This is a genomic window from Pedobacter sandarakinus (genome assembly GCF_026240095.1).
GTDB lineage: Bacteria > Bacteroidota > Bacteroidia > Sphingobacteriales > Sphingobacteriaceae > Pedobacter > Pedobacter sandarakinus.
In genome coordinates this window covers 52,720-75,506 of record NZ_JAPIVG010000002.1, presented here as the reverse complement: position 1 = coordinate 75,506, position 22,787 = coordinate 52,720, and the positions used below count along the sequence as shown (strand labels likewise).

Here is a 22,787-nt window from a genome sequence, read left to right as displayed (position 1 = left end):
TCCACGAGAATAATTCGAAGACTTAACATGTTTCAAAATTATTTATACATCCTATGAAGAAAGCACTTACGCTATGCATGATATGTTTTTGTTTTATCATTAAAGCTCAGCAGACACCAGTAGATCTATCTAAATTCAATCAAAATGGTAATAAGGTAAGTGTATATCGTAAGATGCTTACCGTAGAATGGCCAGCTGGAAAGAGTGGTAAGGGAACGATAATATTGGATTTGAATGCTAACCGCCCGCTCATTAGCAGCATGCAACTTACAGATGCAAAAGGAAAGCATGAGATTGCCCGCAATTTGGATCCAGCGTTTGTGCTTACCATTGGAAAAAGAACTTTGAGTCCCTCGAGCGGTGGATGGGATGTTTTTTTTGATCGTGTGCCACGGAAGCCATATAAGTCTTTTCCAGTAAAGCTTGCGAAGGGAAATGCAAGCGTGATTACAAGTGGGCAACAAACAATTATTAGAATTTTAGGGGCTGAGGCTGATCGTTTTTCCGGAGCGTTAGAGATAACATTATACAACGGAAGTCCGCTGCTTAATGTAAGTGCTGTTTTGTCTACATCGCAAGATTCTACAGCAATTCTTTACGATGCGGGATTGGTTTCAAAGCAACCGGCATGGAATAGCCTGGCTTGGTCTGATGTTAATGGTAACATGAAGCAGGCAAAACCCATGGCAGCTGATACTGCCAGGAACTTAGAGGTAAAGTACCGAACGATTGTTGGCGAAAATCCTGGCGGAAGCTTAGCTTTGTTCCCAGCACCTCATCAGTATTTTTATCCGCTTGATGAAGCCTATAACCTGAAGTTTACTTGGTACGGGAAAGACTATCATAATTTAATTTCTGACTATGGGATTGGCATAAGGCAAGATCCTTTGGGAGATAATCGATACGTGCCATGGTTTAATGCCCCGCCTCTTACACAGCAAAGATTAAATTTCTTTTGTCTTTTGGATGCTGGAAATGGAGCTAGTGCTTTGAAGGAAGTAAGGCGTTTTACCAATGATGATAGCTATAAGCCAGTAAAAGGTTACAAGACCATGGCCACACATTTTCACAATGAATTTATTTCTGATGTTGTATTGGCTGGAAAACCAATCCCCGAGCAACCTGAATTCGTAAGCGTTCTAAAAAAACATGGTTTAGACATTGTTAAGTTGGCTGAATTCCATGGTCCTGGGCACCCAAAAGGCCCTGATGCCGATCGATTGAAAGAATTGAAAGCCCTATTTGAGCAAACCAAACGTTTATCTAATGATGGCTTTTTATTATTGCCAGGCGAAGAGGCAAATAACTTTTACGGTGGTCACTGGTTGGCATTTTTTCCAAAGCCTGTTTATTGGGTGATGTCGAGAAAGGAGAACGAGGCCTTTGTAACCACTGATGCGAGTTTAGGGAAGGTTTACCACATTGGGAACAAAGCAGAGATGCTGAAACTTTTAGAAACCGAAAATGGGCTGGCATGGACAGCGCATGCACGTACGAAAGGATCGACAGGTTTTCCTGACGCTTATAAAAACGAAGATTTTTTTAAATCCAACACTTTTTTAGGTGCAGCATGGAAAGCAATCCCTGCTGATTTATCTACGCCTACCTTAAGTCAGCGGGTGTTGAAACTGATGGACGACATGGCAAACTGGGGACTTAGGAAGCAAGTGCTTTCAGAGTCAGATATTTTCACCATTACAAATCAGAATGAAATGTATGCACACCTAAATGTGAATTATTTGCAACTGGACAGGCTGCCGAAATATGAAGATGGCTGGGATTCGGTATTGAAATGCCTTAGAGACGGTAAATTTTTCGTTTCTACCGGCGAGGTATTGATGCCTAAGTTTGATATTGGAGGTAAACAATCGGGAGAAACATTAACACTACGTTCAAACGAAAAGGCAATTGTAAATGTCGAACTCGAATGGACCTTTCCAATGCACTTTGCCGAAATTGTTTCTGGTGATGGCAATAAAGTTTATAGGGAAAAAATAAATCTAAACAGCACGCAAGCTTTTGGAAAACAAACCTTTAAGTGGCCAGTAAACTTAACAGGAAGAAAATGGGTACGCGTAGAGGCATGGGACATTGCAACCAATGGCGTGTTCTCTCAGATGATCTGGATTGACAAATAGAAAATGAACAAATAAAAAAAGGGTAATCAATCACTGATTACCCTCTTATCTAAATTAACGCTCTCAACTTATTCAGTTGATGTAGGGTCTCTCACCTCCCTACGCTGCAAACTTACAAATCATTTTCGTATTACGAAACTTTTTTTATCTTTTTTCGAAAGAATGTGCTTTAGCTGAAACCAAATCTTGAATTAGTTGTCTTTAACCATGGCTAATGTTAGCCAATTTAATATAAAACTATAATGGTTAAACGCGAATTGTTATCTGAAAACATTAAAGACTTTATGGACTACGCCATCGATACAATAAAGTTAATGGACGGTGCACCAGAACATAGTGAAGATCAACAGCAAAATATCGAAACACGACTAAGCCATTTAAGTGATTACCTGAATAATGTAAAGGTTTCTTATCTTGAAAACGTGCCCAAAGACGATAAGGAACAGGTAGATATGGAATACATTGCGCAAACTGGACACAGTTAATTTTAATCCAATTTTATGGTTTTTCTGCTACTAAATACCTGAAAGAATTTTCTTTAACGCTTAGCGAATCAGGTTCGTTCTTTTGATTGGTAAACCGCACCGAAATGATTGCTGTTTTACGCCTGCCTACCTTGCTCTCGTCTTCGTGGGTGTGAAAGACATATTTCAATCCAGTTGGTGTAGTTAGTAAGTCACCGTGTCCTGATCCATTGTGTTTTGTTTGCAACCTACTCAAGAAAGGAATAGAACCATGCTTTACCCATGGTCCCAAAGGATTCGTGCTTGTAGCAAAGCCAACCGCATAATTAGGGTTTCGAAAATCATTAGCAGAATATAATAAGTAGTAGTATTTTCCCTTTTTAATCACGGTGGGCCCTTCAGTTACTGGCCAGCCAGATGAGGCTGTATTCTCCCAAGGCATTGTGGCACTTACACATGCTCTGGCAGTTTCTTCTTTCAATGCCGACAGATCAGCTTCCATCTCTGCTACAAAAATGCGATTACCCTCCTGCAACTTTACGTAATATAGATAAACCAGATCATTCTCAATGAACAAAAATGGATCAATCATTTTGGAAGTTGATGAAATCGGTTTCTGAATGGTTTGTTTGAATGGGCCAAGTGGGCTGTCAGCCGCCGCTATTGCGATGTGTTCATCCGCGACGTAGGCCATATAAAACTTATCGTGGTAGTGAATTACCTGCGGGGCCCAAAATCCATGATGGCCGAATGAGCTTCCTTCAGTTAACACCATACCACGATTGGTCCAATTAAATAAGTCTTTGGAGGTGTAAACATCGAAACCCGCTGGCGAATTGCCACTCATAGTGCCATATAAGTAATAGGTATTGTCCTGGGCAAAAATAGTAGGGTCTGCCAAGCGGATAATATTCCCATTTTGAGCGCCAACATTAAAATTGAAAAAAATCAGAAGCGTAACTATATAAACGGATATGGGTTTGATGCTATTCTGCATGGACAAAGGTATTTAACTCAAATAAAAAGACTTTTCAACTTACTAAAATAACTTTATTTCCATCGAATTGGACTCAAACAACGCATTTTAATAACGATCATTGAAATTTTGAGTACGATGAAGATAACTGTCAGAGATTTACCATTTATTTTTAATTTAAGCGATTAAGTTTATTAATATACATTATATCTTTAACTTAGTACATAAATATACCGTAAAGATGTCTCTATCACCATTTGAAGATTTAGCAACCATTTCACAACACTTTGAAACACCCATAAAAAGCGATGCTTTTGACATTAACGATGACCGGAAGATAGAATTGATTGCTGAACACTTTGAAGGCATTTTAAATATTTTAGGGCTTGATTTAACTGACGATAGTCTACGAGATACCCCAAATAGAATCGCTAAAATGTATGTCAAAGAGATTTTTAGTGGTCTTAACCCTGCAAACAAACCAAAGCCCACGCTATTCAAAAATCCATATCGCTATAATGAAATGCTCGTTGAGAAGAATATTGCGGTTTTTAGCAATTGCGAACATCACTTTGTACCTATAACCGGCAAGGCTCATGTAGCTTATATCAGTAATGGAACTGTTATCGGCTTATCGAAATTGAATCGAATTGTTCAATATTTCTCTCAAAGACCGCAGGTACAGGAAAGATTAACAATCCAAATTGCAGAAGAAATTAAGCGTGTGATGGGCACATCAGATGTAGCGGTAATGATCGACGCAAGCCATCACTGCGTATCATCTCGTGGAATCCGCGATATTGGCAGTGCAACAATAACTACTTCTTATGGTGGAAAGTTTTTGGAACCTGAAACGAAAAATGAATTTTTAAAATATGTAAGCACATGAGGTTTAAAGACAAAAATATTCTTGTAGTTGGAGGGAGTTCAGGAATTGGTTTAGACCTGGTAAGTTTGTTAGCCAAAGAAGGAGCCAATGTCTATACCATTTCGAGAAGTGAAAATGGACTCTGGCCTTCGGAAGTTAAATACTTAAAGTTAGATATCCTTGGCGAACTTGATGCAGTTAAAGCATTTCTACCTGAACAGCTTCACGGTATGGCCTATTGTGTAGGTAACATTAACCTAAAGCCATTTTCCCGGGTTAGCGAGAAAGATTTTGTGGATGATTTCCGCCTTAACGTAGTGAGTGCCGCGATGATAATTCAGCTTGGCTTGAACGCAATGAAAAATGCGGGTAGTTCTTCCATTATTTTAATGAGCTCCGTAGCGGCAAAAACAGGTATGGGATTTCACGCAAGTATTGCTGCATCTAAGGCCGCGATTGAAGGTTTAGCCGTTTCCCTAGCTGCAGAATTATCATCGCAACACATTAGGGTAAACGTTGTTGCGCCTTCTTTAACGAATACGCCATTAGCTGAGCGATTGCTAAACACACCTGAAAAAATGGAGGCTGCCGCTAAAAGACATCCCTTAGGAAAATTTGGACAGCCAAAAGACATCAGTGCAACCATTGCTTTTTTACTTTCAACGGAAAGTGAGTGGATTACTGGTCAAATCATCGCTGTTGATGGTGGCATGGGCAGCTTGAGAACTAATCTCTAATTTAATATTTTCATATTAATTAAAAAGAAATGTTATACGATCTCATCAACAATCTTGTGTCGCTGGTTAAGGAATATGAGCAGGAAAATGACCAACCGTCTGAACGTATTGAAGACTTTCAGGCTTGGTTGAATCATCAACTGGTTAAACCTGGCGTTAATAAAAAATTGGAGCCAGAATGGGAAGGTAAAGTGAACGGACGCAGCGCTGATAGTGTAATAAATACCTCATTGGTGCATTTGTATCGATATGCCAAAGCGCATGCCAAGCATGCTATTATAGGCACTGAATTTTCGACGCCAGATGAATTTATTTACCTGATTAGTCTTTCATCTGCAGGGAGCATGAGTAAAACAGCTTTGATCAGGCTAAATGTTCACGAAAAACCAGTTGGTACGCTTATTATCAACAGGTTGTTAAAGAAAGGTTTTGTTTCTCAGAGCGCTACCTTAGATGATAAAAGAAGTAAACTGATCACCATTACGCCCGACGGGCTTAAGCATCTTTCTAACTGTTTGCAAAATATTAAAGAAGCTTCGGCTAATGTTACAGAACCCCTTTCTGATCATGAAAAAATGGAGTTTATTATCCTTTTGCAAAAACTGGAAGATTTCCATTGGGTACGTAACGGAGTAAAATAAAATTAATCATAGAAATAAAATTGACAAAGATATCACCGAATGAACGCTCGTGATATATTATAAATAGAATGAAGGAAATTTTCGATCATGTATCAGACGATTGTAGCAAACTGGTAACACGGCGATATAGCACAAGCTTTTCCCTTGGTATCCGCTTTTTGGCAAAAGAGTTGCAAGGACCAATATGTGCTATTTATGGTTTTGTAAGGCTAGCCGACGAAATTGTAGATAGCTTTCATGGATTTGATAAAGCCCAATTGCTAGCCAAATTTGATGCCGATTGTTTTGATGCCATAAAACATCACATCAGTTTAAACCCAATCCTCAATGCGTTTCAAAAAACAATAAACACATATAATATTGACCCTTTGCTAGTGAAAACTTTTCTCCACAGCATGGAAATGGATTTGGATAAAATCGAATATACTGAAGATAAATATGAAGAATATATCTTAGGCTCAGCGCAGGTAGTCGGGTTAATGTGCCTTTATATCTTTGTTGAGGGAAAGGAAGAGGCATACCAGAAGCTCAAAGATTCAGCAATGAAGTTGGGGTCTGCATTTCAAAAAGTAAATTTTTTACGCGATTTAAGCATGGATTATCAACTCCTTAACAGGAGTTATTTCCCTAATGTGGATGCCGGTAACTTCTCTTTAGCAGACAAGAAAGCTATAGAGGAAGATATTGAGGCAGAATTTATGGCAGCATTGTCTGGGATAAAGCAATTGCCAAAATCATCTCAGAAGGGAGTGTACTTAGCCTATACGTATTATTACCAGCTCTTTAAAAAGATAAGTAAAACGCCACCAGAAAAAATACTAGCAAAACGAATTAGAATATCTAATCCTCGTAAATTTGGGTTGATGTTTAGCGCCGTAGTAAGGTATCAAGTTGGAATGATGTAAACGTTATAAACGAAAGCCTGGAATATTTTAAAAAATTCCAGGCTCTCGATTGTTTAGGGTTTAAGAATAACTTTTACACAGTCATCTTCCTTTTCATCGAAAATTTTATACCCATGTGCGGCATCCTCCAAAGGTAAACTATGCGTAATGATATCATCGAGCACAACTTTACCCTCATCAACCAAGCCAATGAGCTTATCGATATAATTAATCACCGGAGCCTGGCCCTGTTTAATAGTGATGCCTTTATCGAAAATTCTGAATAGTGGGAAATTATCATAAGGGGAACCATAAACACCTACAATTGAAACTGTTCCCATACGCCTTACTGATTCGAAACACATATCTAATACTTTCATAGATCCTTTTTCGAAGTTGAAAGTCGCTTTTAATTTATCCATCAGGTTGCGCTCAGGTTCGAAACCAACGGCGTCCACGCATACATCGGCACCCCTACCTCCGGTCATTTCTCTTATGGCCTCTACCACGTCAACACGATGGGGATTTAACGTTTCTACATTGTTTGCCAATTTTGCTTTTTCTAATCGATAATCTAATGGATCAATAGCAATTACACGTGCTGCTCCATTTATCCAAGCAGCTTTTTGTGCCATGAGCCCAACCGGACCTGATCCAAAAATCGCAACGGTTTCCCCACCCTTAAGTTGAGCCCAGTCAATAGCAGACCATCCAGTTGGAAAAATATCAGTAAGAAAAAGCGACTGCTCGTCAGTTAAATGTTCAGGAACAATCCTCGGACTTACATCTGCATAGGGAACCCTTACATATTGCGCCTGGCCCCCAGAATACCCACCATATAGATCGGTGTAGCCAAATAAGGCAGCACCCTTTTGATCGGCGAGATTACCCGCTGGCCCATAATTTTTATAATTGGAATCCTCGCAAGCCGGAGAGGCATCGTGCGTGCAAAAGAAACACTTACCGCAGGCTATCGGAAAAGGAACCACAACGCGGTCGCCTACCTTCAAATTGGTGATTGCAGAACCTACTTCTTCTACAATACCCATAAATTCGTGCCCCATTACCATTGGATCTTTCTGCGGTACGGCACCACTGAGAATGTGCAAGTCGCTACCACAAATGGCGGTTGATGTTACTTTTAGAATCACATCTCTCGGATCTAAAATCTTAGGATCTGGTACATTGTCTACCCGGATATCTCCAGGTTTGTGAAAAACTGCTGCTTTCATAGGTTGATTTTTTAGGTTGATTTTTAATTAAATGAGCGCATTAGATAACTTATTTAGCAGCATCTGCGTCGCTACTATTGGTGTTTTCTTTACTTTTGGCTTCCTTACCATCATCTGTAGGTTGTCCAAAGTTTCCATTCTCATCGTATGCCTTATCAGCATCACTGGCTTCAATTTGTTCGACAGGAACTGCTCCTTTTTTAGGCTTTTTATCCTCTTCCTTATTGTTTTCCATGGCAATTACTTTCATTAATATACTCTTCCAACATTAATAAATGGAGATTGTTCAACTTTTCTCAACTATAATTTGGGAATTAGTTGTGGGATAAACCAAGGTTCGACTGGAAAGAAATGACGTAGCGGAAGCATTAAGAAATTATTCCGCAGCGGTAACGCTCTCGAAAGGATAAATGAAAATAAATGCAAAAAAGAACGGCAACCATCCGATTGCCGTAACTTTATAAAACCAAATATAAACCTTAAACCTGCCTAGTATCCTTTGTTTTGAACAATAAGCTTATTGGCATCGATTTCAGCTTGCGGAATAGGAAAAAGCACCTGCTCATCTCTTGCATTTACACCTCTTGCCCGTGCCTTCGAAATGAATTTTCCTTGCCTAATGAGGTCTTCTCTTCTTTTACCTTCGGTGATAAATTCCCAGCCACGCTCTCTCAAAATGGCATCGCGAAAAGCGTCCTGACTGGGCACATCGGCCAGTGTAAGGACCGGAATCCCAGCTCTTACTCGTACCGGATTAAGATAACTAAGTGCTTCCACACTTGGTCCCGAAGCTTCATTTAATGCTTCTGCTCTGCTTAACAGGATATCAGCATATCTTATGATCGGAAAATCATTACCATGATCGTTTTTTACAGCCGCATTATCAAAGAACTTCAAGCTTCGGGCATTATCTACCGTGGCCCTTAGATTAATTGTTGCGTTGGAGGTATTAGTATAAGTGCGCAATACAGTTACAAATCTTGCGTCATTGGCTGCAAATGTATTTACCAGCTCATCTCTCAGGCGATACATCGTTGCAAAATTTTGAATTCCAGCATTCCACCTGTATTCTGGCAATTGTGTTGTAGACAGAAATGCTGTAGGCATTGCTCCGGCTGACATCCAGTTGCCTTGATCTGTTTGATTGATGCATGGCATCACGAAAATCATTTCTTTGTTCCCTTCATTCTCCACCTTAAATAAATCTTTAAATACTGGAAATAGCTGATAGTAATTCAAGTCCATCACTCGTTTCGCTGCATCACTCGCCTTTTGCCACTGTTTCGTGTTTAACATGAATTTGGTTAACAATCCTAGTGCTGCGCCTTTAGTTGCCCTGCCAAAAGCTTCTTCCTTTCCGGGATCTGGTAAACCATCTACCACAGCATTTAATTCCGATTCGATAAAAGTTTTCATTTCATCATCACTTGCCCGGGCAAGTTCTGGCTCCTGTTTACTGCTTATCCTAAGTGGAACAGGACCATACCAGTTGTAAAGCGTAACATAAGCAAGCGCCCGCAAGAAACGAGCTTCAGCACCGATTTGTTTTTTAAAGGCATCTGTAGATTCTACAGTAGCAATACTTTCTAATACTAAATTGGCGTCTCTGATGATTCGGTAAGATGGCCCCCAATTAACCCCTTGAAACTGCGAAATGGATGGATCCCAGGCAAAGTTTATGAACTGAGTAAGATACAGGTTTTCATTTCCACCAGAATTAAAAGCCATGTCAGTTGTTACCTCTGCAAGGTTAATTACATCCCGCATATTTGGCTGCTCTTGATAATTTTGATAGGCAGAAAACAAAAGTGCCTTAACTCCAGCCTCTGAAGTTAAAACATTAGCTGGCGCAAATTCGGCTTCCGGCGTAACCTCGAGTATTTTTTTGCATCCCCCTGTTAATACTAACAGGCATACAGACAATGATATTATGATTTTAGATTTCATGATTTTACAATTGAAGATTTAACCCAAATAAATATGTTCTCGAGAATGGATAGGAGGCAAAATCGATTTTTAATACGTCATCTCCAGTAGAATTTACCGCCGGATCTACACCCTTATACTTAGTAATCGTGAATAGATTATTCCCAGATGCATAAACATTTAGACCCTTTAAAAATTTGCTTTTCAATGGTATGTTGTAAGATAAACGAGCAGATTGAAGACGGATATAATCAGCGTTTTCTACAGTTTTAGAGTTCACCTGCCGCTGCCCTTGCGATGTCGGGTTGACAAACGATGGATACTCATTCGTCGGATTAGTCGGCGTCCATCGGTTTAGATAAGGTTCTGCCAATTTGTTTCGTCTGAAACTAATGGGAAAGTAACTATCCACCATCATAGCGTTTAAGATGCTACTGCCTTTTGTACCTTCCAGGTAGGCGGTTAAAGCTAGTCCCTTATAAGATATGGTATTTGTAATGCCGTAATTTAAGTCCGGCAATGGCTTGCCCAGTATTACCCTGTCGGCATCTGTAATTGTTCCATCACCGTTTACGTCTCTATACTTAATGTCTCCTGGCTTTACTCTGTCCCTAACTGTTGTGAAATCATCGTTGGTTTGCCAGGTACCCAATATTTCGTATCCAAAGTAAGAATTAATTGACTCTCCGGGAATTAGTATTGATGCATTTGAAATAAAACCCGCACCCCCGGTTATAATTCTGTTCAGCGGACCTAAGTTGACTACTTCATTCTTTAAAAAGGATAGGTTGCCATCGATAGTCCATTTGAAATTTCCATTATCGATCACATTAGCACTTAACTGCAAATCGACACCAGCATTTTTCATGCTTCCGATGTTAACAGTTTGAGATCCAAAACCCGAACTGAGTGGTCGTGGCAAACTCAGGAGCAAATCGTCTGTATTACGTTTGTAGTATTCAATGCTACCCTTTAATTTACTTCTAAACAAGGCAAAGTCTAAGCCAAAATCAAATTGCTTTGCCGATTCCCATTTGAGGTCGGGATTTTCATTTCTTGAAGGCGCAATAGAAGTATATCTGCTAGATCCAAATATCGCATCACCGCTAATGCTATAAGTGGGAATGTATAAGTAATTTGCAATTCTTTGATTTCCGATTGCACCATAACTTACCCGAAGCTTAAGTTCATTGATAAAAGTATATTTCTTTATGAAATCTTCCTCATGCATTTTCCATGCTATGGCTCCAGAGGGAAAATATCCGAAGGAATTATTAGGCCCAAATCTCGAAGAACCGTCTGCTCTGAAGGAAGCTGTTAAAATGTATTTATTATTGTAGGTATAATTGACCCTCGCTAAATATGAAGCTAAAATAGATGATGCACGCCCACTACTTAATTGGTTCAAGGCTGCATTACCAGAACCCAAGGCATTGTAAGACAAATCCGGCAGCGCAAAACCTCTTGCATTTCCACTAAAAGAGTTCGATCCAAAATGCTCGTAAGTAACTCCTGCCACTGAATTAATTGCATGTTTGCCAATATCTTTTCGGTAGCTCACTGTAGCTTCGCCCATGTAATAATTAACATTGCCAGTGAGTATAGATGCTACACCTCCGGGAATACCCAGTGTGGTAGATGGATCTATAAAAACATTTTTCTGACTGGTGTTGATATCTCCGCCTATTCTTGCCTTTACCGAGATGTCGTGAGTAATATAATATTCTGCAAAGGCGTTTCCAAATGTCCTGTACGAGTCGCTATTGGCAGTTTGCCCATAAATCAATGCCACAGGATTGTCGATAGTCATGAAAGGAGATCTGAAATAACTTCCATTTGGATTGGTAACCGGAGATGTTGGATCGTAATAGATAGCAGAATACAATGCACTACCAGATTCGTTGATACCTGTACCTACAGAAGCAATTTTATCATTGATATAAGAGCTGGTCAGGTTAATGCCTACGGCATATTTATTGGCTACCGAATTTTCGAAATTTACCCTAGCGGTGTAGCGCTTTAAGCCGGAACTTAATACCACTCCATTTTGATCAAAATAACCCAGTGAAACATAGAATTTATTGTTCCCCCCGCCGCCTGAGATTGAAAGGTCGTGACTTTGGGTACCTGCCCTTCTAAGTAAAAGCGACTGCCAGTCGGTACCTGCTCCAATATCCTCGGCAACACGTTCTGCGGCAGAACCTCCACCGGCATCGATTATTCCGTTTAACACATTTTTATAGTCAACAGCATTCAATACCTGGGCTGTGTTCGCAACTTCCTGAAAGCCAAAATAAGCGTTGTATTCCACCTTCATTTGTCCGGCTGCGCCCCTTTTTGTTGTGATTAAAACCACGCCATTCGCACCACGTGATCCGTAAATCGCCGTAGCAGAAGCATCTTTTAAAATCTCTATTGATTCTATATCTGATGGGTTTAAAGTATTAAGCGGATTTCTTGGATTTGGATTTGCAACAAACTGCGCACCATTTCCAGTTACAGGAGCGCCATCATTTACCGGCATCCCATCTACTACATACAATGGATCATTGCCTGCAGAAATGGAACTAACGCCCCTGATTTTTACACTCATGGCACTACCAGGTTCGCCGCTTCGTTGCGAAATCTGAACACCCGCAGCTCGCCCCTGCATTAATTGCTGTACATTAACATTTGCGCCCGGTGTTAGCTCTGAAGCCTTCAGAGAAACTAGTGAACCTGTTACATCGCTCTTCTTTACTGTGCCATACCCAACCACCACAACATCCTCTAAAGATGTGCGATCTGGCTGAAGCGTAATCTTCAATTCTTGCTTAGTTCCTACATTGATCTCTTGATTGAGGTAGCCAACATAAGTTATAATGATTACCCCATTTACAGGAACGTCCATTCTAAATGTTCCTTTATTATCAGTTATTTGAGCAGCATTGGTCCCCTTGATCTTCACAGTTGCACCGGCAACCGGCAAACCAGTTTCTTCAACCACCACTCCGCTTACTCGATTTTGGGCGAAACCCAAAGTGGTAATCAGGACCATACAACAGACGCCCAAAAAAAATTTTTGATAGATTTTTCTCATAATTGGTTAGTTTGGTTATCGCAGGGAGGTTCCCGCGAGGTTTATTACAATAAAATAAAGTAAAAATGTTGATACAAAATGTTCATTCTTTCAACTATCTGTATCATATTGTAATAAAAAGGTAGCATAGATTTTGGATGATTCATCATCACAAAATCTATAAAGTCTTAAGGTAATTTCGGACAAGATAATCCCTTCAGATTACTAGAAATGTAAAAAATAGAAACAAATCCAACTCATCCTGTGGAAGGATAGCGGCCAGTAATAGTAAGTAAACTGAGTTAGTAAGCGATTGGGAGATCCTCCATCACCTCGCTTTAACAGCATTGTTAGTCTTCTTTAGCGATCTGGGTATCTGGTTGATAAGCATCTGATAAACAAACGCCACCTTTTATTCCAAAGTCCATGGTCCTTATTGGGAAAGGGATCATAATATTATGTTCATCGTATGCTTTTTTAATCTGGATAATGGCTTCGCTCCTAACCTCTAAAAAATTTACTTTTTCAGATAAATTAATCCACAGCCTGATGACATAGTTTATGGAGCTATCTGCAAACTCCGTATAAAACATCGTTATCGATTCCTCTTCTACCAAACCGGGGATGCCCTGCACAGCCGCAAGCGTAATAGCCTTTACATTTTCCAAATCTTCACCGTAAGAGATGCCCACGGTTAAATCAACTCGTCTTTTACCCAGTAAGGTATAATTTTCTATGGGATTCTGAAAAACATCTTTATTTGGAATAATAACCAGTTGCCCCTGGTATGTCTTAATTACAGTATCCCTGAGGTTAATTTCTTCTATGGTGCCCATGTAATCCTTAATTTTTACCACATCGCCAAGGTTTACTGGCTTTCTGATAGAGAGAAAAATGCCCGACATGAAATTTGCTGCGATATCCTGAAATGCAAAAGCAAGGGCTAAACCCAATATTCCGGCACCGGCCAGTATCGAGGTAACAGCCTTGTCTAGTTGAAGCACACTAAGGGCAATGAAAATTACGACCCCGAGTAAGAAAATATAAATAATGGAGCTAAAGAGGTTATCAAGGGTTTCGTTATGAATAATGCGACGAATAATTTTCAATATGAAAGTACGGATGTATTTTGCAATGAAAAAGCCAAACACCAATATAAGTGCTGCAAGCGCAATGTTTGGCAGTAACCTAATCAATTCTTTAAGCCAAAGTGTAAGTTTGGAACTTATTAATTCGTAAGCTTTATCTAAATCAATACCCATCTGGTTTATATTATAATTTTTAATTTGTTGTATAATCTGTTACATAATAAGTCTCACACCACCCAGTTCTGCAATGCGGTAAGGAAAGCGATCTCCGGGCGATCCCATGAACATAAAGTTCTTCGGGATTTTCCAGTCCTGTGATAATTGTTCGATTATTTCTGGTCCGAATTGGCCATCAATCTCCACAAAGTCAATATCGATTTCCGGGTAAGCCCGATCTAAAACTTCTATATCTCTCTTGAGATTATCATTATTGCTATGTTCATTGGCCAGGTGAACAATTTTCAGTTTCTTGGTTACCTCATTTTCTTCAACGTAAATCATAACACGGTTTAACACCGCAACGTTATCACCACGGGTGAAGAATACCAGCTCGTGGGCGTTAATTTTAACCAGAAGCCTATGAAGTTTCAGATTGCTAAATATCGACTTTTTGAAACGGTTGCCCATCTTCCCGATGCTGAATATTAGCCATTTTATAAGTTGTGCACGGTTTAGCATCACTAATATTAAAGCAATGGCTGGTATCAGGTATTTTAGGAACACAAAAAAAGAGACAATGTTAAGGTACATGTTTCCAATAAACGCAGCTATGGTGAAACTTATGGCAACCAGAACAGAGAATATAGCTGCTTTTTCTGGCCGAGGTAAACGCTGCCTTTTCGCCTTCAGCAACAAATTGCCAAGACCGAAAAGTGCCATTACAGCGAGGAATGAGAAAGTATATACTCCTGCAAGACTAGCTAAATCACCCTGGGTAACCAGGAGTATGGATAAACAAAGTACAAAGAAGCCTATTACAATGCGATAATTTACACCTCTTGCGTTTTTTTTAAGGAGGAAATTTGGCAATATCCTGTCTAATGCAATGCGCTCTCCGAGTCCGGTTACACCTACATAAGAAGTAAGTACTGCGCCTCCTAATACTAATACCGCATCTACAGAAATCAAATATGCGAGCCAATTTCCTCCAGCAGTTTGTGCTAGAAATGACAAAAGCGATTCACGATGTTCGTTTATGGAAATAATGGGTAAAATAGCCAAAGCAAGAAGTGCGATTGTGGGATTAAAGAAGCTCACCACACGCCACATATTTCTCAGAGTTTTAGGAAATACGCCATCCTTTTGTTCTTCAACAAAGTTTGCCGAACTCTCAAATCCTGAAATACCAAGCATGGCTGCTGAAAAACCTAATACAAGTGCCGTAACAACGCCACCTGCTAAAACCGGGGTATTCCAATTTAACTGAAAGATAGCCAATCCGTTATTGATGACGAACCAGATTCCTGTAATTACGAGTAAGCTTAAGGAAACCACATGCAAAATGAATATGCCCACCGCCACGTTCGCAGATTCGCCGATGCCAATAATAGTTAATGACATGAATAAAAGCAACACGCCTATTGTTGCCCATATCAATGGGATGCTGTGAATAATTTCGTGCAGGTAAAACATAGCCTCATAAGCCGAGATAACAGCTGTTGCCATGTAAGATAAGATGGTTAAGCAAGCCGCAAAGGAAGCGGTTTGCTTAGTAGTTGTATTTAAAAGAACATTATAAGCTCCACCGTTTAATGGTAGTGCACCAACAACTTCGGCATATATTTTTCTAAATAGGAATAGAACAAATGCCACCATCAATAGCGATACCCATGCATACTGACCCGCATAGGCAATTGTTAATGCAGAAACATACAAGCAGGATGAAGAAATATCATTCCCGCAAATTGCGGTAGCTTGTAATTGATTAAGTTTCTTTGACATCACAATAGATTATGCGCTGGGCGACAAGTATCGGGGTACGTTCGCTCGACGGTGAGTTACCTTATTTATTTCTCTAACACCTATAACGTACAATTGTTCTCATTTTTCCAAGAACGGGGATTGCAGTAGATATGAATTAAGCTGAAATTCGTGCTGATGGGTTGTTCAGAACCATCGCTTTGCAGTTTAATAAAACGAATTCTTTGAAAGCGAAAAACTGGAGCTATACACGGTTTCCAATGCATTGATTTCATCAAGCCGCTAAAACCTATGATGGGAATACGATGGGCTTCGATGACTAAATCGAGCATTATAAATTGTCTAATGTTGTATAAAGTTATTCGCCTGTATCTGAAACGGCAATGAGCACTGCCCCCGCTACCATTACCGTACCTCCAACCACAATTTGCCAGGTGAGTTTTTCTTTAAGAAAAATTACCGATAAAACGATTGCAATTACCAAAGACATTCTTTCGATAGTGGCCACATAAGAAGCAGGGCCCATTGATAATGCTTTATAAGAAAATAGCGTAGACAATGAAGTGAATACCCCTGCCGACAATAAAAAGATCCAGGCATTTTTTTCAATCCCTTTCCAAGCACTAAAATTACCCTGATAAACAACTACGCTCCAGGTAATCAATAAAATTAATACTGCCTGAATGGCAAAAGCCAGACTTGGATCCACATCCTTTAAACCAGCTTTGGTTAAAACAATTACAAGTGCAGCAGATATTGCTGCGAGCACGGCCCATAAAATCCACATAGTTCTGTTTTTTGGTAACTAACAGATAATAACCTCGAAAAGATTGTAACAATGAACTATACATCATCAATAGTATGTTTAGGCCATCGTTAGCGGAGAATTTAATTTTGGTATGGAAACTATACCTGTTCATTAACCAATACTATTGATTAGCTTTTGGTTTAAATTTCTTGTTTAACCTGCCTAGTTTTCTATGGGCGCAAGCAGTAATTTCATCCAGCCATCATCACCGGCCTGTTTAATCTCCTCTTTGCGTTGTACCAACAGTTTTTGCATCTTGGAATTGTAATTCCAGCAGGTACTCTGGCGGATAGAGAGGATCTCTGATAATTTATAGGACGAAATCGTACCCTTAGAATTATATACAAGAAAGAACATGTATAGGGCTTTATTAATTGGGATTCTGCTATTCTGAAAAAGCGTATACGCAATTGCAGATTCATCGTAGCCACACTTGGTACATCTTTTACTTGACGGTGTTTGTCCGGATAAGAAATGTGCATTCTGACATTTGCGGCAACTATAGCCCTCTTTCCATTTCAAATCGGCAATGTATTGCAAGCAGTTTTCTTTACCAGGATATATTTTATTGAATTCTTCAAAATCTAAACTTTTAGAGATTATTCTCGCCTTATTAACCTTTTCAATGCTTAAGTTGAGTTCGATATTATCTTTTTTAAGCATGCTATTCATAACGGAAATTTCGATATTTTGCTGCTCGATAATCTCGGCTTTATGTTGCAGCTCATAGGTACGATCTGCCACAAGCACTTGCAATTTTTCATTGAGTGCCCGTGTTAACTTCTCATTGATGCTCAATTGTTCGATAATTCTTTCCTGTGCCTGGCTTTTCTTTTTTCTAAGTGTTCGAATACTTGTTCCAATGGCAAATGAAATTAGAACCATCTCCACTACAAAACAAATGCTTAGGCTATAATAAGCCAATGTTCCATAAGGAATCCATTTCAGTAGAAGCATAATCTTGATGGTAAACCCGCATATTAATGCGCCATAGCCAAATAGCAGGAATAAGGCAGGTTTGTATCTTTTCAGATAACTTTGCAACGCGGCTGCAAAAACAAGCATTAATGGAAGGAATTCTATTAATTTAAAATTGTAAAGCGTCGTATCAAATAAACAGGCAATAAAAAATAAGCTCCTTAAAACAATCATTCCAACTAAAACCCGGTAAAACATTGGGGCCTTCGATTTAAGATAAAGAAAGTTAATGGTGAAAAGCATCCCGAAAATGCTGCTTATGAACAGGGCAATACCGAAACCATAGGTATTCATCTGCGGATAAGATGGCCAAAGGTATTGGAAAGCAATACCATCGTTACACATCTCATACAAACCGATACCTAGATTATAAATAACGTAATACAGGTATTGCTTTCGATTAATCGCGAAATACATCAAGAGATTATAAAGGCAAAAAACGATAATCATCCCGTAAAACAATCCGAAGAAAAAATATTCTCCAACGGCGTATCCTAAAAACCATCGAAGATCTCGCAGCACAATAATTGCACTTACCGGATTGGGAGATTTTATGCGGATGTAATATGTAGCAACCTGATTGGTTTTATTCTCCAGGTCGTAAGTAAAGTTTTTATGGCCATAAATCCTGCGAGAAAATGGATAGTCTGTTCCAAAGTGATTCACCTGGTAATTGCCTGCCTTATCAGGAACGTAAAGTTCGAGATCGTTAATGGATTGATCAAAAAACTCTAAAATCCACCGGTTAGCAGATGCGGAATTATGACCAATTCGAAAGCGATACCAATATGCGGAATGCTCATGCTCATTTTTTGGGATACGATTTTGATTGGGCTTAAATTTTGATTGCAGGCCTTTAGTCAGTACCTGGCTCAATGTAAGATTTCCGCCATTATCTTCCAAAACATCGATTTGGTTGAATGTTAAGATCTGGTGGGGCGTTCCATCATTAATAAAAACTGGAACTTGTGCTTGAACAGTAATTGATAGCAATGTAAGCAAGGCCTGAAATAGGCATAGCCTAAGGAAATAAGTATGAGTAGTTCGGAGGTTTAAAGCACGCATAAGTATCATTTTGGTTAGTTATGCTCATTATAGCCAAAACCTGGGAATTTACCTGCGCTGATATTTAGCTACTCCATCTTTTTTGGCACAAAACTCCTTTCAATCGATTGAAATAATTACCCTTATTTTGCTTAGATCGTGTAGCCTTTTTTTATCCCATATGAAAAATTTATAATGCGCTTTAAAGTTAAAGTGGAAGGATCTAAGCAATGCATCGGCAATTATAAAAAGGCTATTGCGATGTATAAATTTGGTGTGGCGAAAAAAGGAATAATATGTTTACGCTTAATAATAATCCGTTACATACCTTCACGATAGCGATCCTATTATCCTTCACATTTTGCTAGTGCAGGGAGCGAGATCCTGCTTACCAACATCTATACCGCAGTACGCATCGTCGCTCGTTTAAACATCACTTTTTCAATGAGTTGTTTCAACCGACTCCTATAATCTTCACCTAACCATTTTACATAGTTTCTGGTTACGGTACCAAGGCATTTGGCATATTGTTTAATTCGCCAGGTTATTTCCTTATCAAGCGTTTCCGCCAATTCTAAAGCCTGGCAAACGGTATCGGCATTATCGGCGCACATTAGTGCATGCTGCCTGATGGAATCCCTAAGAACAATTTTAGCTTTTTCTCCTTTTTCAACAGCAGCCTGATAAGCTCCGAGTACATCAAAGGAAATTCCGGTACTGTTTGGAAAAGCAGTGCGCATTTCGCCGGGCATCTGGTGAATTTCCCCGACTGCCCTGTGTAATTGCTGGTGATAGATGTCTGGATTTTCAAAAACATGTTTCCAGTCTATTGGCTCATCCCATTCGCCAAATCTTTCGCCATTATTTCCCAGGTCGATGATATTAAAGATCTTTTTGTTAGGTAAGCGCCTCGCTCCCCTACCAATCATCTGATGGTATAGTGTTAGCGATGTCGTAGCCCGGTTAAGAATTACAGATTGTACGGAAGGCTCATCGAAACCGGTGGTTAAAATAGATACCGATGTTAAAATGGCACCTTTTGTTTTTTTAAACCATTTTAAAATCTCAACCCGCTCTGCAGGCTCTGTTTTATTGTCGAGGTGCCGAATTGGAAGCCCTAAGCCTTCGAAACGTTCTAATACCTTACGTGAAGTGAAAATTCCGTTATTAAAAATAAGTGTCTTTTTCCGCGAGGAATGCTCCTGATAGGCATGCACTAAAAGGTCTAACATCGCCGGTGATGAATAAAGTTCATCAGAACTACTTACGGTGAAATCACCATGAATCCCCCTGGTAAGTGTATTAAGTTCTACCTCATAGCTATATGTTTTCGGTTTTGCCAGAAATCCTTGCGCTATCAAGCCATTTATGGGTTCGCCGACAATTAATTCCTGGTAAAAGCCATTCATAGGGCGGTTTACATCCGACGAGAAAGGCGTCGCAGTAACACCAATAACCGAAGCGTTCGGAAATTTATCCAGTAATTTGTGAAAAGAGTTGTGATGGGCCTCATCCACAATGACCAAGCCTACATTTTGCGCATCTATAAGACCATCCTTAATGCGATTTTTTAAAGTTTCTACCATGGCTACATAGCAGGTATAAAGATCTTTTTTCGCAACCCGCTTTACAGCACTATTAATTACCTTATTGATCACTCCGGTATTCTTCAATGCTGAAGCGGTCTGACTACAAAGTTCACGCCTGTGTGTAAGCACCACCACCCGTTTCCCATATTTTTTGATATATCGATCGGCAAGTTCTGAAAAGATCACCGTTTTGCCGCCGCCAGTTGCAAGCTGATAAAGTAATCGGCAGTTTTTCCCACCAGTAGAAAGCTTATCAAAAAGAATATTAATGTCGTTTTCCTGGTAATGATAAAGTCTGTTAATTCGCCTTGGCGTTATAACTGGGGATGAAATCTGCATGTTGATATAACCCTTGCCAAGAGAAGAAAGTTTGGCATATTAAGTTAGTTTCTGTTTTTTTTTTAACCACAGCAACTGGAGGTTTTAAATATTCAAAGTTAAAAACAAGTACATCAGTTTGCATCGTATTCAGTATCAAACACATCAGCATCAAAAAATACAGACTTTCAGATAGCCGGTTCACATTTGTCTTGTGTATCAAATTTATTTCGCCAGCTTTTGAAGGTGCTGCTACGATTTGCGATAAAGTGAAAAAAGGTAAATCTTTTTCATAAAGGATATGTTGAATTAGCGTATCTACCTATAAAAATTATGAACAACGAAAAACAGTTTGCGCTTATAACCGGCGCTACAAGCGGGATCGGCCTCGAGCTTGCGAAACTTTTTGCAAAAGACAAATTCAACCTCATCATTGTGGCTAGAGATGAACAAGCACTAGAATCTACTGCATCGACTTTAAAACAGGAAGGAATAGATGTGGTGTGCATCAGTAAAGACTTATTTGTACCGGGCGCCGCTACCGAGCTTTACCAGCAAGTACAATCAATGCAACTCGAAATAGATGTATTGGTAAATGATGCAGGCCAGGGTGTGTATGGTAAATTCATTGAAAACGATCTGGAAAGGGAGCTTAACATTATCCAGCTTAACATTTCTGCACTGGTAACCCTTACAAAACATGTAGCAAAAGACATGGTAGCAAAAGGAAGTGGCAAAATTCTGAATTTGGCTTCCATTGCTGGCAAAACACCAGGACCTTACCAGGCGGTTTATCATGGAACCAAGGCTTTTGTACATTCTTTTAATGAGTCCATTCGCAATGAACTGAAGGATACTGGCGTTAGCGTTACATCACTGTTGCCCGGAGCAACGGATACTGACTTCTTTAGAAAAGCAGATATGTTAGATGCGAAGATCGTGCAGGAAGGTGACCTTGCAGATCCGGTAAAAGTGGCCAAAGATGGTTATGAAGCACTAATGGCTGGCAAAGACATGGTGGTTTCAGGACTTAAAAATAAAGTGCAGGTTGCTATGGGGAATTTAACCCCTGATAGTATACAAGCGGCACAAATGGAGAAAGTGCAGGAGCCTGGAGACCAAAAGTAATTGAAAAGTGGGCGCAAACTTATAACTAATATCTCAGCCTGGAATGTTTAGGAATTTTTTGAAAACAAGATAATTCAATGCCAATCCAGGTATCCGAACGGGCTAAGGCAATCATTTAAACAATTGCTGTTCGGCAGTATAGTAACTTTTGCGTCCACCTATTTTCGTTGATAGGATTTTCTCTCCTTTATCCGTTTTTTCCATGGATGAACGGTGCACGTGCATAAAATCTCTCAATTCGCCCTTGAGTTCGTTGCCATTTTCTTTCGCAATTTGTTCGATTGCCGTACGCAGTGTTTCACCAATACTTTTAAAAAGCTTTTTCGCATGATTAGCAGGAATTGCTTTTGCGATAGAAAGAGGTGAGATCCCGGCCTGATACAATATTTCATCGCTATAACTATTGCCTATTCCCCTAATCAGGTGTTGATCCATTAAAAGCGTTTTTATTGTTGTTCGCTTCCTGGCAAGTAAATCCAAAAAATCTTTTTCCTGCAAATCCAGGGCATCGGGCACCGCTATTTTTTCGGGATTAAGCGTGGGTGTAGCATGCTTTTGTAAATCCACAAGCGAAAAAGCTTCACCACCTTCAAAGTGAAAGCCCAATATCTGGTAGCGGGGAGGCTCATCCTGGTCAAACAAAACCAACTCCCCTCGCAGCATTAGATGTAAACCCAATACCTGCGAGCCGGAAAAAATCAATTGTAAAGTTTTGCCCTCACGTTCAACATTCAGTAATTCTCTTCCCTCAAGTGCCTTTTTCAACGCCGTTCCTGTTACCTTTATTTTCTTTGCCACACTTACATCAAGCGTCTCCAACACCTTTCCCTGGAATCTTTTCGTGAGTATTTTTGCGAAAACAGTTAAATCTGGTAATTCTGCCATGGTTATATCATTGATAATAATTTAAATTATTTAAGAAATTACGCCGGCTTTATCCAATAGCCGCAAATTGAACGTTGTTGATTCAGCACCATATACCATCAAACA

18 protein-coding genes are annotated in these 22,787 nt (G+C 39.6%); 7 read left to right on the top strand and 11 right to left on the bottom strand.

Annotated features, from left to right (window positions below; translation table 11 throughout):
* Window positions 1–53 precede the first annotated feature (53 nt).
* Window positions 54–2,138: a CehA/McbA family metallohydrolase domain-containing protein gene (locus OQ268_RS06080; RefSeq protein WP_265855223.1), complete on the top strand. Its 2,085-nt coding sequence runs from the start codon at window positions 54–56 to the stop codon at window positions 2,136–2,138.
* Between the two features lie 242 nt (window positions 2,139–2,380).
* Entirely contained in the window at window positions 2,381–2,623 is a 243-nt protein-coding gene (locus tag OQ268_RS06075; RefSeq protein WP_265855222.1) for a hypothetical protein, read from the top strand.
* A gap of 13 nt (window positions 2,624–2,636) precedes the next feature.
* Here the strand turns inward: OQ268_RS06075 and OQ268_RS06070 are convergent, their stop codons facing one another.
* A complete protein-coding gene (locus OQ268_RS06070; protein ID WP_265855221.1) occupies window positions 2,637–3,599 on the bottom strand; it encodes a glycoside hydrolase family 43 protein in 963 nt (320 codons plus the stop codon).
* 220 nt (window positions 3,600–3,819) lie between these two features.
* On the opposite strand from OQ268_RS06070, the gene folE reads away from it, so the two are divergent.
* The 4 genes from folE to OQ268_RS06050 all read left to right on the top strand — a co-directional run bounded on the left by folE (window position 3,820) and on the right by OQ268_RS06050 (window position 6,729).
* The gene (folE, locus tag OQ268_RS06065) at window positions 3,820–4,467 is read left to right on the top strand and encodes a GTP cyclohydrolase I FolE (RefSeq protein WP_265855220.1); all 648 of its coding nucleotides are present in this window, start codon (window positions 3,820–3,822) and stop codon (window positions 4,465–4,467) included.
* Window positions 4,464–5,183 (top strand): SDR family NAD(P)-dependent oxidoreductase, encoded by a 720-nt coding sequence (locus tag OQ268_RS06060; protein WP_265855219.1) that lies wholly within the window; start codon window positions 4,464–4,466, stop codon window positions 5,181–5,183. The genes folE and OQ268_RS06060 overlap by 4 nt, the downstream gene beginning before the upstream one ends.
* 29 nt (window positions 5,184–5,212) lie before the next feature.
* Window positions 5,213–5,824 carry a MarR family winged helix-turn-helix transcriptional regulator gene (locus OQ268_RS06055; RefSeq protein ID WP_265855218.1) on the top strand — a complete coding sequence of 204 codons (612 nt, stop codon included), beginning with the start codon at window positions 5,213–5,215 and terminating at the stop codon, window positions 5,822–5,824.
* 68 nt (window positions 5,825–5,892) lie between these two features.
* Complete coding sequence (locus OQ268_RS06050; protein WP_265855217.1) at window positions 5,893–6,729, top strand: phytoene/squalene synthase family protein; 837 nt, start codon at window positions 5,893–5,895, stop codon at window positions 6,727–6,729.
* A gap of 53 nt (window positions 6,730–6,782) precedes the next feature.
* On the opposite strand, the gene OQ268_RS06045 is transcribed toward OQ268_RS06050, so the two are convergent.
* The 9 genes from OQ268_RS06045 to OQ268_RS06005 all read right to left on the bottom strand — a co-directional run bounded on the left by OQ268_RS06045 (window position 6,783) and on the right by OQ268_RS06005 (window position 20,690).
* Window positions 6,783–7,940, bottom strand: coding sequence for a zinc-dependent alcohol dehydrogenase (locus OQ268_RS06045; RefSeq protein WP_265855216.1), 1,158 nt, complete (start codon window positions 7,938–7,940; stop codon window positions 6,783–6,785).
* A 49-nt stretch (window positions 7,941–7,989) separates the two neighbouring features.
* Window positions 7,990–8,190: a hypothetical protein gene (locus OQ268_RS06040; protein WP_265855215.1), complete on the bottom strand. Its 201-nt coding sequence runs from the start codon at window positions 8,188–8,190 to the stop codon at window positions 7,990–7,992.
* A 239-nt stretch (window positions 8,191–8,429) separates the two neighbouring features.
* Entirely contained in the window at window positions 8,430–9,887 is a 1,458-nt protein-coding gene (locus tag OQ268_RS06035; RefSeq protein WP_265855214.1) for a RagB/SusD family nutrient uptake outer membrane protein, read from the bottom strand.
* A 4-nt stretch (window positions 9,888–9,891) separates the two neighbouring features.
* Window positions 9,892–12,945, bottom strand: a complete 3,054-nt coding sequence (locus OQ268_RS06030) for a SusC/RagA family TonB-linked outer membrane protein (RefSeq protein WP_265855213.1) — start codon at window positions 12,943–12,945, stop codon at window positions 9,892–9,894.
* Between the two features lie 329 nt (window positions 12,946–13,274).
* Entirely contained in the window at window positions 13,275–14,186 is a 912-nt protein-coding gene (locus tag OQ268_RS06025) for a mechanosensitive ion channel family protein (RefSeq protein WP_265855212.1), read from the bottom strand.
* A 39-nt stretch (window positions 14,187–14,225) separates the two neighbouring features.
* Window positions 14,226–15,953, bottom strand: coding sequence for an APC family permease (locus OQ268_RS06020; protein ID WP_265855211.1), 1,728 nt, complete (start codon window positions 15,951–15,953; stop codon window positions 14,226–14,228).
* 337 nt (window positions 15,954–16,290) lie between these two features.
* On the bottom strand, window positions 16,291–16,719 hold the full coding sequence (locus OQ268_RS06015; protein WP_265855210.1) for an EamA family transporter: 429 nt from the start codon (window positions 16,717–16,719) through the stop codon (window positions 16,291–16,293).
* A gap of 183 nt (window positions 16,720–16,902) precedes the next feature.
* Window positions 16,903–18,783, bottom strand: a complete 1,881-nt coding sequence (locus OQ268_RS06010) for a 7TMR-DISM family protein (RefSeq protein ID WP_265855209.1) — start codon at window positions 18,781–18,783, stop codon at window positions 16,903–16,905.
* Window positions 18,784–19,160: 377 nt separating this feature from the next.
* Window positions 19,161–20,690 (bottom strand): DEAD/DEAH box helicase, encoded by a 1,530-nt coding sequence (locus tag OQ268_RS06005; RefSeq protein ID WP_265855208.1) that lies wholly within the window; start codon window positions 20,688–20,690, stop codon window positions 19,161–19,163.
* Between the two features lie 312 nt (window positions 20,691–21,002).
* On the opposite strand from OQ268_RS06005, the gene OQ268_RS06000 reads away from it, so the two are divergent.
* Entirely contained in the window at window positions 21,003–21,797 is a 795-nt protein-coding gene (locus tag OQ268_RS06000) for an SDR family NAD(P)-dependent oxidoreductase (RefSeq protein WP_265855207.1), read from the top strand.
* 111 nt (window positions 21,798–21,908) lie between these two features.
* On the opposite strand, the gene OQ268_RS05995 is transcribed toward OQ268_RS06000, so the two are convergent.
* Window positions 21,909–22,682, bottom strand: a complete 774-nt coding sequence (locus OQ268_RS05995; RefSeq protein ID WP_265855206.1) for a DNA-formamidopyrimidine glycosylase family protein — start codon at window positions 22,680–22,682, stop codon at window positions 21,909–21,911.
* Window positions 22,683–22,787 lie beyond the last annotated feature (105 nt).

Excerpts from the sequence above, each read along its gene's own strand:
- OQ268_RS06080 (WP_265855223.1), top strand. The coding sequence starts at position 54 with ATGAAGAAAGCACTTACGCTATGCATGATATGTTTTTGTTTTATCATT.
- OQ268_RS06075 (WP_265855222.1), top strand. The coding sequence starts at position 2,381 with ATGGTTAAACGCGAATTGTTATCTGAAAACATTAAAGACTTTATGGAC.
- OQ268_RS06070 (WP_265855221.1), bottom strand. The coding sequence starts at position 3,599 with ATGCAGAATAGCATCAAACCCATATCCGTTTATATAGTTACGCTTCTG.
- folE (WP_265855220.1), top strand. The coding sequence starts at position 3,820 with ATGTCTCTATCACCATTTGAAGATTTAGCAACCATTTCACAACACTTT.
- OQ268_RS06060 (WP_265855219.1), top strand. The coding sequence starts at position 4,464 with ATGAGGTTTAAAGACAAAAATATTCTTGTAGTTGGAGGGAGTTCAGGA.
- OQ268_RS06055 (WP_265855218.1), top strand. The coding sequence starts at position 5,213 with ATGTTATACGATCTCATCAACAATCTTGTGTCGCTGGTTAAGGAATAT.
- OQ268_RS06050 (WP_265855217.1), top strand. The coding sequence starts at position 5,893 with ATGAAGGAAATTTTCGATCATGTATCAGACGATTGTAGCAAACTGGTA.
- OQ268_RS06045 (WP_265855216.1), bottom strand. The coding sequence starts at position 7,940 with ATGAAAGCAGCAGTTTTTCACAAACCTGGAGATATCCGGGTAGACAAT.
- OQ268_RS06040 (WP_265855215.1), bottom strand. The coding sequence starts at position 8,190 with ATGAAAGTAATTGCCATGGAAAACAATAAGGAAGAGGATAAAAAGCCT.
- OQ268_RS06035 (WP_265855214.1), bottom strand. The coding sequence starts at position 9,887 with ATGAAATCTAAAATCATAATATCATTGTCTGTATGCCTGTTAGTATTA.
- OQ268_RS06030 (WP_265855213.1), bottom strand. The coding sequence starts at position 12,945 with ATGAGAAAAATCTATCAAAAATTTTTTTTGGGCGTCTGTTGTATGGTC.
- OQ268_RS06025 (WP_265855212.1), bottom strand. The coding sequence starts at position 14,186 with ATGGGTATTGATTTAGATAAAGCTTACGAATTAATAAGTTCCAAACTT.
- OQ268_RS06020 (WP_265855211.1), bottom strand. The coding sequence starts at position 15,953 with ATGTCAAAGAAACTTAATCAATTACAAGCTACCGCAATTTGCGGGAAT.
- OQ268_RS06015 (WP_265855210.1), bottom strand. The coding sequence starts at position 16,719 with ATGTGGATTTTATGGGCCGTGCTCGCAGCAATATCTGCTGCACTTGTA.
- OQ268_RS06010 (WP_265855209.1), bottom strand. The coding sequence starts at position 18,783 with ATGCGTGCTTTAAACCTCCGAACTACTCATACTTATTTCCTTAGGCTA.
- OQ268_RS06005 (WP_265855208.1), bottom strand. The coding sequence starts at position 20,690 with ATGCAGATTTCATCCCCAGTTATAACGCCAAGGCGAATTAACAGACTT.
- OQ268_RS06000 (WP_265855207.1), top strand. The coding sequence starts at position 21,003 with ATGAACAACGAAAAACAGTTTGCGCTTATAACCGGCGCTACAAGCGGG.
- OQ268_RS05995 (WP_265855206.1), bottom strand. The coding sequence starts at position 22,682 with ATGGCAGAATTACCAGATTTAACTGTTTTCGCAAAAATACTCACGAAA.